The sequence below is a fragment of the Streptomyces sp. NPDC055103 genome, assembly GCF_053607625.1.
This window is the reverse complement of record NZ_JBSGTX010000003.1, coordinates 136,270-152,104: the sequence shown is the minus strand read 5'-3', so window position 1 is coordinate 152,104 and position 15,835 is coordinate 136,270. Positions and strand designations below refer to the sequence as shown.

General features: G+C 72.2%; 11 protein-coding genes and 1 pseudogene. 5 read left to right on the top strand and 7 right to left on the bottom strand.

The annotated features are described in order from the left end of the window. Positions 1 to 23: 23 nt before the first annotated feature. A complete protein-coding gene (locus tag ACWFR1_RS03790) occupies positions 24 to 767 on the bottom strand; it encodes a class I SAM-dependent methyltransferase (protein ID WP_453546086.1) in 744 nt (247 codons plus the stop codon). A 313-nt stretch (positions 768 to 1,080) separates the two neighbouring features. Between ACWFR1_RS03790 and ACWFR1_RS03785 the strand changes: the two are divergent. Further along, positions 1,081 to 1,218 (top strand): annotated as a pseudogene (locus ACWFR1_RS03785) (IS200/IS605 family transposase); the annotation flags it as partial. Between the two features lie 51 nt (positions 1,219 to 1,269). Here ACWFR1_RS03785 and murQ read toward each other — a convergent pair. Further along, positions 1,270 to 2,250, bottom strand: a complete 981-nt coding sequence (gene murQ / locus ACWFR1_RS03780) for an N-acetylmuramic acid 6-phosphate etherase (RefSeq protein ID WP_453546084.1) — start codon at positions 2,248 to 2,250, stop codon at positions 1,270 to 1,272. Positions 2,251 to 2,344: 94 nt separating this feature from the next. Continuing rightward, the gene (locus ACWFR1_RS03775; protein ID WP_453546082.1) at positions 2,345 to 3,271 is read right to left on the bottom strand and encodes a MurR/RpiR family transcriptional regulator; all 927 of its coding nucleotides are present in this window, start codon (positions 3,269 to 3,271) and stop codon (positions 2,345 to 2,347) included. A 122-nt stretch (positions 3,272 to 3,393) separates the two neighbouring features. Between ACWFR1_RS03775 and ACWFR1_RS03770 the strand changes: the two genes are divergently transcribed. Together ACWFR1_RS03770 and ACWFR1_RS03765 are read left to right on the top strand one after the other, a co-directional pair. Continuing rightward, complete coding sequence (locus ACWFR1_RS03770; protein ID WP_453546079.1) at positions 3,394 to 3,750, top strand: hypothetical protein; 357 nt, start codon at positions 3,394 to 3,396, stop codon at positions 3,748 to 3,750. Between the two features lie 64 nt (positions 3,751 to 3,814). Further along, complete coding sequence (locus tag ACWFR1_RS03765; RefSeq protein ID WP_453546077.1) at positions 3,815 to 4,087, top strand: DUF4031 domain-containing protein; 273 nt, start codon at positions 3,815 to 3,817, stop codon at positions 4,085 to 4,087. A gap of 219 nt (positions 4,088 to 4,306) precedes the next feature. Here the strand turns inward: ACWFR1_RS03765 and ACWFR1_RS03760 are convergent, their stop codons facing one another. Next, positions 4,307 to 4,633: a putative quinol monooxygenase gene (locus ACWFR1_RS03760; protein WP_453546075.1), complete on the bottom strand. Its 327-nt coding sequence runs from the start codon at positions 4,631 to 4,633 to the stop codon at positions 4,307 to 4,309. A 29-nt stretch (positions 4,634 to 4,662) separates the two neighbouring features. Beyond that, positions 4,663 to 5,865, bottom strand: a complete 1,203-nt coding sequence (locus ACWFR1_RS03755; protein WP_453546218.1) for a Cmx/CmrA family chloramphenicol efflux MFS transporter — start codon at positions 5,863 to 5,865, stop codon at positions 4,663 to 4,665. A gap of 455 nt (positions 5,866 to 6,320) precedes the next feature. On the opposite strand from ACWFR1_RS03755, the gene ACWFR1_RS03750 reads away from it, so the two are divergent. Both ACWFR1_RS03750 and ACWFR1_RS03745 read left to right on the top strand, forming a co-directional pair. Then, positions 6,321 to 13,721 (top strand): polymorphic toxin type 27 domain-containing protein, encoded by a 7,401-nt coding sequence (locus tag ACWFR1_RS03750; RefSeq protein WP_453546073.1) that lies wholly within the window; start codon positions 6,321 to 6,323, stop codon positions 13,719 to 13,721. Between the two features lie 19 nt (positions 13,722 to 13,740). Then, positions 13,741 to 14,148, top strand: a complete 408-nt coding sequence (locus ACWFR1_RS03745; RefSeq protein ID WP_453546071.1) for a hypothetical protein — start codon at positions 13,741 to 13,743, stop codon at positions 14,146 to 14,148. Between the two features lie 82 nt (positions 14,149 to 14,230). Here ACWFR1_RS03745 and ACWFR1_RS03740 read toward each other — a convergent pair whose 3' ends face one another. Beyond that, complete coding sequence (locus tag ACWFR1_RS03740; RefSeq protein ID WP_453546069.1) at positions 14,231 to 14,974, bottom strand: hypothetical protein; 744 nt, start codon at positions 14,972 to 14,974, stop codon at positions 14,231 to 14,233. 101 nt (positions 14,975 to 15,075) lie between these two features. Further along, positions 15,076 to 15,759: an HD domain-containing protein gene (locus ACWFR1_RS03735; protein ID WP_453546067.1), complete on the bottom strand. Its 684-nt coding sequence runs from the start codon at positions 15,757 to 15,759 to the stop codon at positions 15,076 to 15,078. Positions 15,760 to 15,835: the final 76 nt, after the last annotated feature.

The following is a 15,835-nucleotide window of genomic DNA, read 5'->3' as shown; positions in this document are numbered from 1 at the left end:
CGGGGCGGGCCGGTTGTTCCTCCTCAGTGGCGGAAGAGGGCCGTCCAGAGGAAGGATTCGCCGAAGGCCGGGGAGGTGGTGGGTTCGTCGCGCATACGGCGGACCTCGACCTCCGTCAGGTCGGCGAAGAGCGTGCGCAACTCCGTGTCGGTGTAGGCGAGTCCGCCGTCCAGCTTCCCCTTCCGGTAGAAGTCGGCGTCCGGCAGCTCCGAGCCCATGCCGCCCTCCCCGGCGGCGAACGCGGTGAGCGCGAGGTGCCCGCCGGGCGCGAGGACGCGGTCGAGGAGCGCGAGGTAGCTGACGCGGCGGTGCGGGGGCAGGTGGTGGAAGCAGCCGGAGTCGTAGACGAGGTCGTACGGGCCGTCGAGGGCGGGGCTGCTGAAGGCGTCGCCGCACACGAACCGCACGGACCCGGTCGCGCCGGCCTTGTGTGCGCGTTCCTCCGCCCAGGCGATCGCGGTGGCGGAGAGGTCGACGGCGTCCACCTCGTATCCGAGCGACGCGAGGTACAGGCTGTTCCGCCCGGGCCCGCACCCGAGGTCGAGGGCCCGCCCGCCGGCCGGGAGCAGGCCCTTCTCGGCGTACGCCACGAGGTTCTCGTCCGGCTTCGGGACGAAGAACGGCACCGGCTTGTCGCGGTCGGCGTAGAAGCCGTCCCACCAGTCGGCGCCGCCCTCGGTCCACCGGTCGGCGTCGGGCGCGAAGAGCCCGTCGAGCAGGGTCAGTACGTCCTCGACCGTGCGGATGTCACGGTTGTTCAGGTCCATCGGGATCCCCCTCCGAGTCGATCTCCAGGATAGGGGTTGGAGGGGTAAAAGCCCAGGTCAGAGGTGGTGTGCGGGTGTGCTGTGTGGGCCCTGCGGGGGCGCCGGGTGGAGGTGTGACCCCAGGGGGCGGGCCCCGTGTGCGGGGTCGCCGTGCACCCGCCTCAGGCCCGGGAAGAGGGCTTTCCGGGGTGCGCCGGGAAGGGTTTCTGGCGCAGTTGGGGAGCTGACCCTCTTCAGGCTGTTGACGGGCTTCCGAACTGTCGCTTGACCAGGGTGTCTTGGCTCGCGGCCGAGAACGTGGCGTCGGTTTACATCGCCACGCTGGCATCCTCACCCTGATGTCAGAACGGGGCGTCATGTTGTCCACGACCTGCACGTTCACTTGACGTTTGTCGCGAAATGGTCAGGCGATGCGTTCACCGACGCCATGTTGTCCCGGACCGAAGAGATCCGTCCCCGACCGCCACCCCCAGCTTGCTGGGACGGGGGTCCAGGGGATGGGTCACGCGGTGGGCTCGGTCGCGTGCAGCGCCGCACGCAGGTGACCCTGGGAGGCGGTGAGCCGGCGGGCGGCCGTGGGGGCGTCGATGTCGGCGAGGATCATGAGGATCGCGTTCTTCACCTCCCCGTCGGCGGCGGTGAGCGCGGCCTCGATCTGCTCGTCGGGCGCGCCGGTGGCCAGGGCGACGATCCGCCGCGAGCGGGCCTGGAGCTTCTCGTTGGAGGCGCGGACGTCGACCATGAGGTTTCCGTAGGTCTTGCCGAGGCGGATCATGGTGATGGTCGAGATCATGTTGAGGACGAGCTTCTGCGCGGTGCCGGCCTTCAGGCGGGTGGAGCCGGTGAGGAGCTCGGGGCCGGGGACGACTTCGATGCCGTGCTCGGCGGCGGCGGCGAGCGCGCTGTCCGCGTTGCAGGACAGGCCGATGGTCAGCGCGCCGAGGGTGCGGGCGTGCTCGACGGCGCCGATGGCGTACGGGGTGCGGCCGGAGGCGGAGATGCCGACCACCGTGTCGTCGGCGGTGAGTCCGAGTCCGGTCAGGTCCTCCACCGCGAGCTCCTTGGAGTCCTCGGCGCCCTCGACGGCCTTGACCATGGCGGAGGGGCCGCCCGCGATCAGTCCGACGACCTGGGAGGGGTCGGTGTTGAAGGTGGGCGGGCACTCGCTGGCGTCGAGGACGCCGAGGCGGCCGGCGGTGCCGGCGCCGAGGTAGATCAGCCGCCCGCCGCGGGCCATGCGCTCGGCGGTGGCGTCGATCGCGGCGGCGATGGCGGGGAGCTGGCGGGCGACGGCGGCGGGGACGGTCTGGTCCTCGCCGTTCATGGTCCGGGCGATGTCCAGGGTCGGGAGCTGGTCGATCTCGGCGAGCTCGGGGCGGAACGCCTCGGTGGTGAGGGTGGCCAGCTGGGCGCGGAGCTCGGAGTACGTGTCGGAGGACGCGGCGGACGTGGCGGACGCGGCGGACGTGGCGGAGGTGGACATGTGCGGCTCTTTCGGTGCGTGGACGTCGTCGGCGTCGTTGGCGGTCGACGTGTGACGCTCGGCGGGCGGGTCGGCGGGCGGGTCGGCGGGCGGGTCAGCGGGTCCTGGGCGAGTGGCGGTGGGCGAGGGCTTCGTATGAGGCGGCGAGGGCAGGGGCCGCCGTCTCGTACGTACGCTGGGTGACACAGGTGAACAGACAGTCCACGACCAGGAGTTGGCTGGTGCGAGACGACATGGCCGCGGGGCGCAGTTCGCTCTCGCGGGCGGTGGAGGTGGTCAGGACGTGGTCGGCGTACTGCGTGACCGGGCCGTCCGGGCGGCCGGTGATCGCGACCGTGGTGGCGCCGTGGTCGAAGGCGACCCGCAGCGGTTCTATGACGTCGCCGGTGGAGCCGGAGTGCGTGATGGCGATGGCGACGTCGCCGGAGCGGAGCTGTACGGCGTTGGTGACCGCGAGGTGCGGGTCGCTGTGGGCGTGCGCGATCAGGCCGATGCGGAGCAGCTTCTGGCCGAGGTCCTGGGCGACGAGGCCGGAGGCGCCGACACCGTAGATGTCGACGCGGCGGGCGGTGGCGAGCGCGGCGACGGCGGCGCCGAGCTGGACGGTGTCGAGTCCGGCGGCGGTGTCGGCGAGGGTCTGCTGTTCGTCGTAGGCGAGCTTGGCGACGACGTCGGCGACGGGGTCGTCGACGGCGATGTCGGCGGTGACGGCGGGCGCGCGGCCGGACTGCTGCTGCGCGGCGAGGCCGGCGAGGGCGAGGCGGAGGTCGCGGTAGCCGGGGTAGCCGAGCAGCCGGGCGGTGCGGACGACGGTCGCCTCGCTGGTGCCGGTGAGCTCGGCGAGGCCGGTGACCGTGAGGGCGGCGCAGCCGGCCGGGTCTCCGGCGACGGCTTCGGCGACCCGCTGCATCGAGCGGGTCATGGAGGGCGCGAGGGTCCGCACCTTGGCCGCGAGGGCGGCGGGGGCGGGAGGCGCGGCGGGCGCGTCGCCCGTGAAACTTTCCTTCACTTCATTGGTCACACCTGAAAGATACTTTCGGCCGACTGGCCCGACAAGACCCCCTCGGGCCCGGACGGCTCCGGATCGGTCCCGGAAGCGGACGGGACCTTCGCCCTTTCCCGGCGCCGGGTGACAATGAGTGCATGGACGAGATCGACCCGGTGGAGCAGGCGCTCCACGCCGCTCGCGCGCTGGTACTGGCCGACCTGGTGGCCCGAGAGGTGGCCGCCGCCGAGGTCGTGTCGATGGTGGAGGACGCGGTGACCCACCGGCGCTGGTGGGTCGAGCAGTGGCCGGAGGGCGTGACGTACGTCGCGGGGCTCGTGGCCCAGGACGTCCAGGACGCCCTGCTCGAACGGTACGGACGCTGGCCGCTCTGCCCGGTCTGCGCCTCGGGCGACCCGCACGCCCTCGACGTGGAACCGGAACTGGGCCCGGACCCGCACTGGGTCTGTGGCAAGCAGGGAGTGGTGGTCGCACGGGTGGGCGGCCTGACGTGAGCCTCCGCATCGAACGGGTGGGGTGTCCCACCAGCCTCCGCATCGAACGGGTGGGGTGTCCCACGTGACCCTCTACATCGACCCGCCGACCTGGCCGGGCCACGGCCGCATGTGGTCGCACCTGGTCAGCGACGTCTCCTTCGAGGAGCTGCACGCCTTCGCCGCCTCGATCGGCGCCCCGCCCCGCGCCTTCGAGCGGGACCACTACGACATCCCGTCCGACCGCTACGCGGACGTGGTGGCGGGCGGCGCGGTCGAGGTCGGCTCGAAGGAACTCCTCCGCCGCCTCACGGAGGCGGGCCTACGACGCCCGAAGAACCGCCCGCCGAGCCCGTAGCGGCTCATCCGTGGTGGCGCCGAGCGCGGGCGCACTCCATGAGCGGGTCGACGGTCCAGAGCCTTGGCCGGGTGATCAGCGGTGTCAGTGACTGCGGCTACGGTTCCCGGTCATGGGGTTCTCCTGAGGAGTACGGCGCCGCCTGTCTGGGCGCGGGGGCGTAACTGAGGGACTCGCTCCTCCCGGCCAGGGAGAAGCGGGCCCCGCCTCGGGAAGGGCTCAGGTGGCCCGTACGAGCACGGTCTCTTCCGGCGGGCCGCTCAGCAGCTCCGCGCCTGCCGTCATCGCCGCCGTGAGGTGGGGGCTCTTGAGGTGTGCCTCGAAGGCGGTCCGGCTCGTCCACTCCTCGACGACGATCCAGGAGCCGGGCTCCAGTGGGTCCTCGTACGGGCGGTAGGAGAGGCAGCCCGGTTCGGCGAGCGTCGGCTCGACCAGCGCGAGGGCCTGGTCCCGTACGGCCCGTTCCTTGCCCGGTGCGGCCTTGAGCCGTGCGATGACGGTGACTGCGGTGGTGGTGTCGGTGGTGTCCGTGGTGTTCGTGGTCATGGAGTTCCCCCGTGAGCGCGTGTGGGACGTCAGCGGGACGATACGACCTTCTGTTCCTGCGGAGTGCCCGATGTCACCACGCGGGACGGGGACTTGTGGAGCTTCACCGCCACGGCCGTCGCGCCCAGTGCCGTCGCCGTCATCGCCGCGCCCGCCCAGGCCGGGGAGGCGAAGCCGAGGCCGGCGTCGATGGTGAGGCCGCCGAGCCAGGGGCCGCCGGTGTTGCCGAGGTTGAAGGCCGCGGTGGTCGTCGCGGCGGCGAGGGTGGGGGCGGCGCCGGCGAGGTTGAACATGCGGGCGTTGAGGGCCGGGGCCGTGTAGAAGGCGGAGACGCCGAGGAGGAAGGTCAGGGCGATCGTGGCGGCCGGGCTGGACGCGAGGAAGGTGAGGGCGAGGAGGAAGACGGTGGACGCGGTGATGCCGGTGAGCAGGACGCCGAAGAGGTGGGCGTCGGCCACCCGGCCGCCGATCGCCGTACCGATGACGGCGCCGATCCCGAAGAGCGCGAGGACGCCGGAGACCCAGCTCTCGTCGAGGCCGGAGACGTCCGTGAGGAGCGGGGCCAGGTAGGAGAAGGCGCAGAAGACGCCGCCGGCGGCGAGCGCGACGATCGTGATCTGGAGCAGTACCTGGCGGTCACGGTAGATGGCCAGTTCGTGGGTGATGCGCGGCTTCGTCTCGGGGAGGGTGATGTGCGGGATGCGGGTGACGACGCCGGTGAGGGCGATCGCGGAGGCGGCGGCGACCGCCCAGAACGCGGAGCGCCAGCCGAGGTGTTCGCCGAGGAAGGCGCCGGCGGGGACGCCGAGGACGTTGGCGATGGACAGGCCGCCGATCATGACCGCCATGGCTCTGGCGCGCGAGCTCACCGGGACCATGGCGATGGCGACGGCCGCGCCGACCGCCCAGAAGCCGGCGCAGGCGAGGGCGCTGATGACGCGGGAGGCGAAGAGGACCGCGTAGTTGGGGGCGAGCGCGCCGGCCACCTGGCCGAGGCCGAAGACGGTGATGAGGGCGATCAGGGTCGTCTTGCGGGGGAGCCGGAGCGTGGCGACAGCGAGCAGCGGTGCGCCGACGACCATGCCGATCGCGAAGGCGGAGATGAGGAGCCCGGCCCGGGGGATGGAGACGTCCATGTCCTCCGCGATGGGCGGGAGGAGTCCGGTCAGCATGAACTCGCTCGTGCCGAGTGCGAAGACGGAGAGGCCGAGGACGTGGACGGCCAGGGGCATCCGGGCGGGAGCGGGGGCGGGGGCAGTGCCTTCGGCGGAGAGAGAGGCCATGGCATGGGTGAACGGATGTTTTGTGCCTGTCATTCCTGGCGGTGGGGGTGTCTCGTGATGCGAGACGGGCGGTTGCCCATGCGCGCTTCCTTACGGCGGGTAACAAGATGATCAACAGCGGGGTCGGTTTGTCTGCCGCTGGGTCGCGTCTTCCCGTTCGTGACGATTATTTGATCTTCCCGTGGCGAATCCTGCGTGACATGGTCGCCGGGTAAGCGGCAGCGCCAGCTCGTGGGGAGACGAGCGCGCCGGCGATGCCGTGTCGAGGGGGGACCTCGTAGGGCGGCGAGCCGTCATCTGTCATGCCCACGCAGAGTGGCTGCCGGACGATCGAGAGATTGCCAGGCAGAAACATGTCATTGCTCAGAGACGCCGGCAGACGCCGGCGTCGTCTACGGTCCGCCGTGGCCAGGGCCGTCAGTGTGACGGCCCTCGTCACCGCCTCGGCCGTACTGACCGGCCTCGTCCAGGCCGTGCCCGCCGCGGCCGACACCGTGCCGGAGGAGGACACCGGTTACGACCGGAACACCATCGGTCAGGACCGGCGGCTCGACCGCTGTCTGACCGGTGTGGCGCTGCACGTCGGCGGCCCCCTGATGAAGGCCAAGGCCATCGAGGGCCTGACCGGCACCGAACAGCAGCTCCGCGACACCGTCGGCGACCGCGGCTGGATCGGTTACGGCCCCCTCGGCCAGGCCGCCGACGCCGACAAGGAAGCGGCCGGCGTCTACTCCAACCTGAACACGGAGCGCACCACCGCCCTCGACGACGGCAACAAGCCCTACCGCGAGTCCGCGTGGGCCAGCGAGGACATGGAGTGGCACGCGCCGAGCTTCGGCGAGGACGTCACCCGCTTCGCGCTCGTCACCCAGACCGAGCTCGCCTGGCGCCTCGGCAAGGACGAGCACAGCAAGGCCAGCGCCGAGGCCGTCGCCCGCGCCAAGGCGGTCACGGAGGAGAACCGCGGCAAGGACGACTGGCACGACTGGTCCGCGGACTCCATGCTGCGGGACAGCGACGTCACCTGGGACTACTTCGGCGGTACGACCTCCAGCGACATCGCGTCCTACCTGCGGCGCGGCGGCTTCGCCAAGGAGGCCCCCGCCAAGGACACCCCGGCGTACCGCGTCGAGGTCGAGGACCTCAAGCAGGCCTGGGCGGCCTGTGACTACCAGAACCCGGTCGACCCGCGGCGCACGCTCAACGAGCCCGTCATGAACGCGATGGTCGAGTGGGAGCAGGAGTACGCCGGGCAGGCGCCCCAGCGCGCCACCATCATCAAGGCCGAGGCCGAGGCGTCGGCGGCGGCCCGTGAGGCCACCGACCAGATGGTCCAGGCCATCGGCCAGGCGTGGCGCGCCGACCAGATCCTGTCCTGGCGCAAGTACTGGGTGGACCTGCTCGCCCAGGACCCCGACACCATCTTCGAGAAGCCCGACCAGGCCTTCTACGACAAGGCCACGGCCGACCTGGCGCAGGCGCGGACCAACGCGACCGCCCATGTCACCGAGGCCAAGGCGCAGTCCGCCAAGGCCGTCGCCGCCGCCCAGAAGGCCGCGAGCGCGCAGCAGGAGGCGTGGGCCGTCGCCGACGCGACCCAGGTGCCGCGCGGCCGGGGTCTGATGTACGCGCAGCAGTCGGTCCAGGTCGCCCGGGCGTCCTCCGCGGCGGCCGAGGCCGCCGCGAAGGCCACCGAGACCGCCCTGGCCGCCGCGAACGCGACGATTGCCACCAGCGACGCGCTGCTCGCGAAGGCGCAGACCGAGTCGCACGCGATCAACACCGAGTTCCGCCGGGTCGCCGCCGAGGAGGCCGCCGCCCAGGCGAAGGCCGCCGCCGACAGCGCCGAGGCCAACGCCACGGCCGCCGCCGAGAGCGCCGCGACCGCGAAGACGGCGCGGACGACGGCCGAGGAGAAGCGGGACAAGGCCAAGACCGCTGCCGCGACCGCCGCCTCCGAGCGGGCGAAGGCGCAGGCGGAGCAGGCCACCGCCGTCGCCTCCCGCGCCAAGGCCGCCACCGAGCGGGCCAAGGCGAAGGAGGCCGAGGAGCGAGCGACCACTCAGCAGACGACGGCGAAGAACGCCGACACGACTGCCGGTACGGCGACAACCGACGCCTCGGCGAAGCGCAAGGTCGCCGACGGGAAGGCGAAGGCCGCGCAGACCGCGCGCGAGAAGGCGATCGCCGCACTCCGGGCGAAGCAGGCCACCGCGGCCCGCGCCGCCGCGCTCGAAGCCGCGGCCACCGCCGCCGAGGGCACCGCCGCAGCCGCCGAGACGCGTACGGCGGCCACCACGGCCCGTACGGCCGCGAACCAGGCCGTCGAAGCCGCGACCGCCGCGCAGACCGCCGCCGACCAGGCCACCGCGGCCGCCGTCGGCGCGCGGACCGCCGCGACCACCGCGGAGGGCGCCGCCGAGCGCGCCCAGGCCAACGCGAGCAGCGCGTGGTCGGCGTACCGCACCTCCCTCGACGCGGCCTCTACCGCGCACGTCGCCGCGGCCACCGCGCTCGACGCGTCGCAGGACGCCGCGATCCGCGCCGACAACGCCGCGACGGCCTCGGAGAACGCCACCGAGCTGGCCAAGAAGGCCCAGCTGGAGTCGGTCGCCGCCGGGACCGGCGCCGCCGAGGCAGTGAAGTCGGCCGCGACCGTCGTGGGCCGCGCCTACGCCGCGGGTCAGGCCGCGCTCGCCGCCCGTGACAGTGCCACGGCCGCGGTCGCCGCCGCCGGGGACGCCATCGCGATCGGCACGCCGTACCAGGAGAAGGACAGCGCCGCCGCGTTCGCCGTGCTCGTCGGCCAGTCGTCGAAGACGGTTGCCGAGCAGCAGGCCGCCGCTGCCGAGGCGAAGGCCGTCGAGGCGACCGCCGCCGCGGAGTCCGCGCAGCAGACCGCCGCGCAGGCCACGGGTGACGCGAAGCTCGCCGCCGAGGCGGCCGCCCGCGCGGCAGCCGACTCGGTGCGTGCCGTCGAGGCCGTGGCCCGCGCCCAGGCGTCCGCCGTCGAGGCCGGGGCCGCCCAGGCCGGCGCGAAGGCGGCGTCCGACGCCGCCGCCGGGCACGTCGAGCAGGCCGGGAACGACGCCGTCTCCGCCCGTCTCACCGCGGACGGCGCGAGCAGCGCGGCCGTCGAGGCGGACCGCGAGGCGACCGACGCCGAGCGGCACGCCGCCGAGGCGAACGAGAAGGCCGGCCGGTCCGCCGAAGCCGCCGCGGAAGCCGCGCGCAAGGCGGCCGAGGCGGAGCAGGAGGCCAAGGACGCCGAGACGAAGGCCGGTGACGCGGCGGGCGACAGCTCCGCCGCCGAGGAGGCCGCGAAGAAGGCCGAGGAGGAGCAGCGGGCGAAGAACGAGGCCGCGCACCAGGCCGCGCTCACCGAGGGCACCACGCCCATCAAGGGTGGCGCTTCCAACTGGCCCGCGCTCGGTGAGCGCGAGGAGAAGATCCTTCTCGACGCCTGCGGCCAGACCTGTGTCGACGACTACCGGAAGGGCCTCGCGGCCGTCTCCGTGAACGTCGTCGAGTGGGCCACCGCCAACGGCGGGCAGATCCTCTTCGAGCAGCTCGACGCCGCCAAGGTCAAGGCATGCCTGGCCGGTTACGACGTCGAGGACTGCCTCTGGGAGCTCGTCGACGTCACCTCGTCCGCCGTGATCGTGGGCCGGATCCCCGCCCTCGCGACGGCGATCGAGAAGGTCTCCGACGGCATGCGGACGATCTTCAACGACGCGGACGACGCCCTGCGCCGGCTCAACGACCTCGCGGCCGTCATCCGTGACGTCCGCTCCACCCCGCGTCTCAACCGGTGCCTCGCGGGAGTCGCCCTGCACGCGGGCGGCGCCAAGACGAAGGCCGTCGCCATTCAGGGCCTCACCGGCGGCGACGGCGGCCTGGAAGCCGTCATCGGTGACCGTGGCTGGATCGGGTTCATGCCCCTGGGGCAGGCCGCCGACCAGGACCGCGACGCCGGTTACGCCTACCTGGACGCGTTCGCCGCCCAGAAGGCCGTCCTGGAGGACGCCAACCGGCCGTACGCGATGAGCTCGTTCGACGACGGGATCACGCTGCACGCGCCGGAGTTCGGCGCCGACATCAGCGCCTACACCTACGCCACGCAGGCGAAGCTGGCCGGCCGCATCGGCTGGGACGCGCACACCAACGCGAGCCCCGAGGCGATCAACAAGGCCCGCGAGATCACCGAGCAGAACCGCGGCAAGGACAGCTGGCACGACTTCGCAGCCGACTTCATGCTGCGCGACTCCAACGTCCAGAACACCCGCTTCTACGGCGGTACGACGTCCGCCGACATCGCCACCTACCTGCGGCACGGCGGCTTCCCCGCCCAGAAGGTCACCGAGGGCACCCCCGAGTTCCGCGTCGAGGTGGAGAACCTCAAGCAGGCGTGGGCCTCGTGCAACCACAGCGACCCGGTGGACCCGCGCAATGCCCTGAGCGAGGCCGTCTCCCAGGCCGCGGCCGAGTGGGAGTCGGAGTACGCCGGTCAGGCCGCCCCGCGCGCCGTCATCATGCAGGCGGAGGCCGACGCCGCCGCCGCGACCCGGACCGCCACCGCCACCATGATCGAGGCCATCGGCCAGGCGTGGCGCGCGGATCAGATCCTGCGCTGGCAGAAGTACTGGCACGACCAGCTCGAAGCCGACCCGGACCACATCCTCAAGCCGAAGCAGGCCCTCTTCGACAAGGCGAAGACGGACCTGACGAACGCCCGGGGCAAGGTCCAGGCGCTGAGCACCAAGGCCAAGGAGCAGGCCGCCCTGGCGGCCGCCGCGTCGCAGCGCGCGGTGACCGGCCAGCAGCAGGCCTGGGCCATCGCGGACGCCTCCGAGGTGCCGCGCGGCCGTGGCCTGATGTACGCCCAGCAGTCGGTCCAGGTCGCCCGCGCCTCGGGAGCGGCCGCCACGGCCGCCGCGAAGGCGACGGAGACGGCGCTGAACGCGGCGAACGCCACGGTCTCGACGTCGGAGGCGCTCCTCGCCCTGGCGCAGACCGAGGCGCACGCGATCAACACGGAGTTCCGTCGTATCGCCGCGCAGGAGGCCGCCGCTCAGGCGAAGGCCGCGGCGGACAGCGCCGACGCCTACGCGGCCTCGGCCGCGGCGAACGCCGCCACCGCCAAGAAGGCCAAGGAGACGGCCCTCGCGGAGGAGCAGGAAGCCAAGAAGGCGGCGGCCGACGCGCAGGCGTCGCGTGCCGTCGCCGAACTGGAGCGCGCCAACGCGGCGGCCTACCGGGCCACCGCCGAGCGCGAGCGCGACAAGGCGGCCGGCCACGAGGCAGACGCCGTCGCCCAGGGCCGGATAGCGAGCGACGCCCGTACCTCGGCCGAGGCGGCGGGATCCACGGCCTCGTCCAAGAGGGCCGTCGCCGAGCAGGCGGAGCGCGACGCGGTCGCCGCACGCGACAACGCCCTTGAGGCCGAGCAGCGTCGGGACTCGCTGAACGCGAAGGCGGCGGCCTTCGAGGCCGACGCCGCCGCCGACGAGGGTACGGACGCCGCCGTGGCTTCCCGTGCCGCGGCGACCGACGCACGTTCCGCCGCGAACACGGCGACCACGGCGGCGACCAACGCACGCGCGTCGGCGAACGCGGCCACGGCCGCTGCCACCGACGCCCGCGAGGCGGCCACCAAGGCGCAGGGCTCCGCCTCCCGCGCCAAGGCGGCGGCCGACAGCGCCTGGGCGTCCTACTGGATCGCGGCCGGTTCCGCCGCCGCGGCCCACGCTGCGGCGGCCGAGGCGATCGACGCCTCGCAGGCGGCCGCGGCCGACGCCAAGGGCGCCAAGGAGCAGTCCGAGAAGGCCACCGCGGCGGCCAAGGTCGCCAAGGCGGAGGCGGCTGCCGCCCGTTCCGAGGCGCTGCAGACCGCGACCTGGGCGGCGACCACGGCAGGCAAGGCCCTCGCGGCCGTGCAGTCCTCGCTCGCGGCCCGTGACTCCGCCGCGGCGGTGATCAAGCCGGCCAACGAGGCGATAGCCCTCGGCGGTCCGTTCCAGGAGGTCGACAGCTCCGCGGCGTTCGCGGTGCTGACCGGCCAGCAGTCGCTGACGATCGCGCAGCAGCAGGCGGCCGCGGCCGCTGCCACGGCCAACCAGGCCGAAGGGTTCTCCGCCGAGGCGAAGGCCCTGGCCGAACAGGCCGCCGCGGACATGAAGCTCGCGGCGCAGGCCTCCGCGGCAGCCGCGGCCGACGCGTCCCGCGCGGCCAAGGCGTACCTGAGGGCCCAGGAGTCCGCGGCCCAGGCCGCGAAGGACGCCAAGGAGGCCCAGGCGGCCGCCGGCCGTGCCGACGGCTATGCCATGTCGGCCGGAAACGACGCGCTGGCGGCGTCGTCGGCGGCGAGCGACGCGCAGACCGACGCCAACGCGGCGGACGCCGCGGCGACCGAGGCGGAGAAGGACGCCGCCAACGCCCGCGCCGTGGCCACCAAGGCCGAGGAGGACGCCGCCAGCGCCCGTGCCACCGCCACCCAGGCGGAGACGGACGCGACGGCCGCCGAGACGGCCGCCGCCGGCGCCCGGGACGCGGCGGAGGAGGCCCAGGCCGCCGCGGACCGCACGGAGAAGGGGGGCAGCAGCGAGCAGATCTCGCAGGGTGTCACCACCGGCATCAGCGACACGTGGGCGGTCCTCGACCACATCGAGTACATCGGTGAACCGAAGAACGTCGTCAAGGACAACTGCAACCCGATCCTCCACTTCGGGGACTGCAAGATCACGTCCGACGTCACGTACAAGTCGCACGTCGACGTGTACATGTGCATGGTCTCGTGGGAGTCGTACACGTCCGCGGGCAGCTGCCCGAAGGCCGAAACGTTCTACCTCGGCCCCGAGGTGACCGAGGCCGAGACGAAGACCCTCACCGTCACGCTGACGATGGCCGAGTTCAACTCGGGCATCGACCCGGTCGACATCCTGCTCGGCGACTTCATCGGCTGCGCCAAGCTGCTCACGCCGGGTGTCTCCGGCGGCAGCTGGGGCGACTGCGCCTGGGCGGCGAGCTGGTTCGTCGCCGGCCCGCTCTTCAAGGCGGGCAAGGCCGCGGTGATGGCGATGGACGCCTCCCTCAGGATGGGCGTCGGGTTCATGAGCGCCTATCGGGCGCTCCGCACCATCGGCCTGACCGAGGCCGCGGTCCAGGGCGTCATCAGCCGTCTCCTCCGGAAGCTCGGCGACACGTGCGAGACGGCGAACACCGGGACCTTCAAGCTCGCGGCGTTCTCCGTCGCGGCGGTCGACGACGACGTCATCAAGGAATGCACCAAGATCCTCAGTGATCTGGTGAAGGACGGCGATCACATCACCCTCGGGGTGAACCCCTACTCGGACGATCTGGCCAAGTCCCTCGGTGCGGAGACGTTCAACAACAAGGCGTTCGGGACCAACCTCCCGGCAGCCATGGGGCTGGGTGAGCGCCCCATCTGGACAGTGGGCGTGGAGCGAGCGGTGGTCAACCCCAACGTGGAGCTCTCCGTGACCCTGGACGGTGTCGCCGGTGCCAAGAGCGCCGACGAGGCGCTGACCCTGCTTCTGCAGCGAGGGGAGGGGATCACGGCCGGCGACTGGGCGACCATCCGGAAGGAAGGCTTCGGAACCGCGTGGGAGATGGTCAAACTCCGTGCGGCCCTCCGGATGGAGTACCGCAATTGGGCGTCCATCAAGTGGTACATGGTCAAGCTCGACGACGCCGGCAAGCCGGTGCTCGACGCGGCCGGCAAGAAGGTGTTCGAGCGGGCGTACCCGACGAAGTTGACCTACGCCAACGGAACACCGGTCGAATAGTGAGAGGAGGATGGCGGTCATGACGGATTTCATCCGGGAGGGACGGCTCTTCAGGGTCACCGCGTTTCTCCCCTCGCACCGACAGCTCTTCCTGGCCAGTGAGGCCACGCTGGTGGACGGGACCACGACGAAGGTCGAGGTCTCCTTCGGGCATGTGGAACTGATGTTCCTCAAGCCCTTCTACCGGCACGGGCTCCACATTCGGCGCGCGTCCGCCGCCGAGTTCGGCGTGCTCAGCGAACGGCACGGAATTCCGGCGGAGGACGCCGTCTACACCTGGATGCTGGAGCGGGACGGCGACAGCTTCGTCGTCAGCTCCAATCCGAACTGGCGGGAGGCGGAGTACGAGCTGATGGGTGAGCGGGAGTCGTTGTACGACGGGCCCTGGCCGCCGGAGTTCCCGGCGGAATCGGGGAATGTCAGCTGACGGTCCGAGCGCATGAGGAAGGGGGCCTCCCCGGTGCACTGCGCACCGGGGAGGCCCCCTGCTCGTCCGTACGGAAGCGGTGTCAGCCCTTCGCGCTCGCGATCCGCTCCAGCTGGGCCTTGATCACCGGTTCCGGGATCGCCGCCTTCTTCTGGTCCAGCATGTTCACGCCGTAGAACGCGGCGATGACGCCCCCGCTGCGTACCACCGTGTACGTCATGGGGACCTTCTGCTTGCCGATGTCGCCGGTGATGCGGTAGCCGACGGCCTCGTCGCCGAGCTTCGGCGCGGGGAGGTTCTCGACCTTGCCGTAGGTGAGGCCCAGGGTCTTGAAGCCCTTGGGGCAGGCGGTGACGGCCGTGCGGAGTTCCTTCATGACCCTGGTGGCGTCGTCCTCGGAGTGCGAGGCGAGCCACATGGAGCCGACGGTCGCGTTGACGGCCTCCTCGGGCTGGAGGGAGCGGTGCACCGTGCTCACGGCGGGGACGTGCGTGAAACCGCCGATGAGGCTGGCGAGCGGCTGACAGGCCTTGTTGTCGGCCTCCATGCCGCGGCCGGCCTCGACATCCGCCTTGGCGATCTTCTTGGCGTCGAAGCCCGCCGTCTTTCCGGTGATGGCGGCCTTTTCGAGCGCCTTTCCGTCGAATGCCCCCAGGCGCTTCGCCTCGGCGGCCTCTTTCTCCTCGGCGCTCTGCTCGCTCTTCGCGCTCGCGCTCACCTTCGGCTTCTTTCCGTCGGATTCCGAGGAATCGCCGCTGCACGCGGACATGGCGAGGAGGGCCGGTATGACGGCGGAAATCGGAAGGGCGGCCCTGCGCAGTTTCATGGTCTTTCCCGGCATCTCTCGCTGGCGAAGAATAAGCAGAATGATCTTACCGGCGGTACAGGGCCGCTTCCATTACGTTTTGACGTCGGATCGGATCGCGCTCAGCCCGCGTCGGACATGTCCGTCAGTTCTTCGAGTTCCCTTTCCATGTTCTCCCGCGCCTTCTCCTCCCACACCGCCGCGCCGTACGGCGTGTGGAAGAGCCGGGGGAGGGAGAGGAGCTGGCGCAGGACGGCCGCGCGGCCCGACCGGAAGGCGTCCTCGGGGACGAAGGCGTACTCCTCTCGGACCGCCGCCGTATACCCCCCGTAGGTATCGGGGGCGGTGGCGAGGATCGCGAGGTCCGCGTCGCAGAGGGTCTCGCCGTTCAGGTCGCCCGGGGCGGGGTCGTGGGAGACCGTCAGGCGGACGAGCCGGGCCACCTCGCGCACCTCATGCGCCGTCAGACCCGCTTCCGCCAGGGCCCGTTCGGCGAGGACCGCCGAGCGCTCCTCGTTCTCGGAGCGGTCCGGGCGGTAGACCGCGTCGTGGAACCAGGCGGCCAGGCGGACGAGTTCCAGCTCGCCGCCCTCCCCGCCCTGGTCGGTGAGTTCGTCGATGCGGTCGAGGACCGCCCGCAGGTGGTCGACCGTGTGGTACCGGCGCTGCGGCTCGGCCCAGCGGGAGAGCAGGTTGCGGCCGTACGGGGCGGGGTCCGGGCCCCCGTGGCCGGCGCGGGCGGCGAGCAGGGTGGCGTTCCAGCGCTGGAGCAGCTCGGGGTGCTCGGAGTGTTCCTCGGCGGTCATGGGGGCATTCTGCCCGGCGTACGGGCCGGAGGGCCCGCTTCCCCCGTGTCGCGCTCCGCGCCGGAGGGCTCGCTTC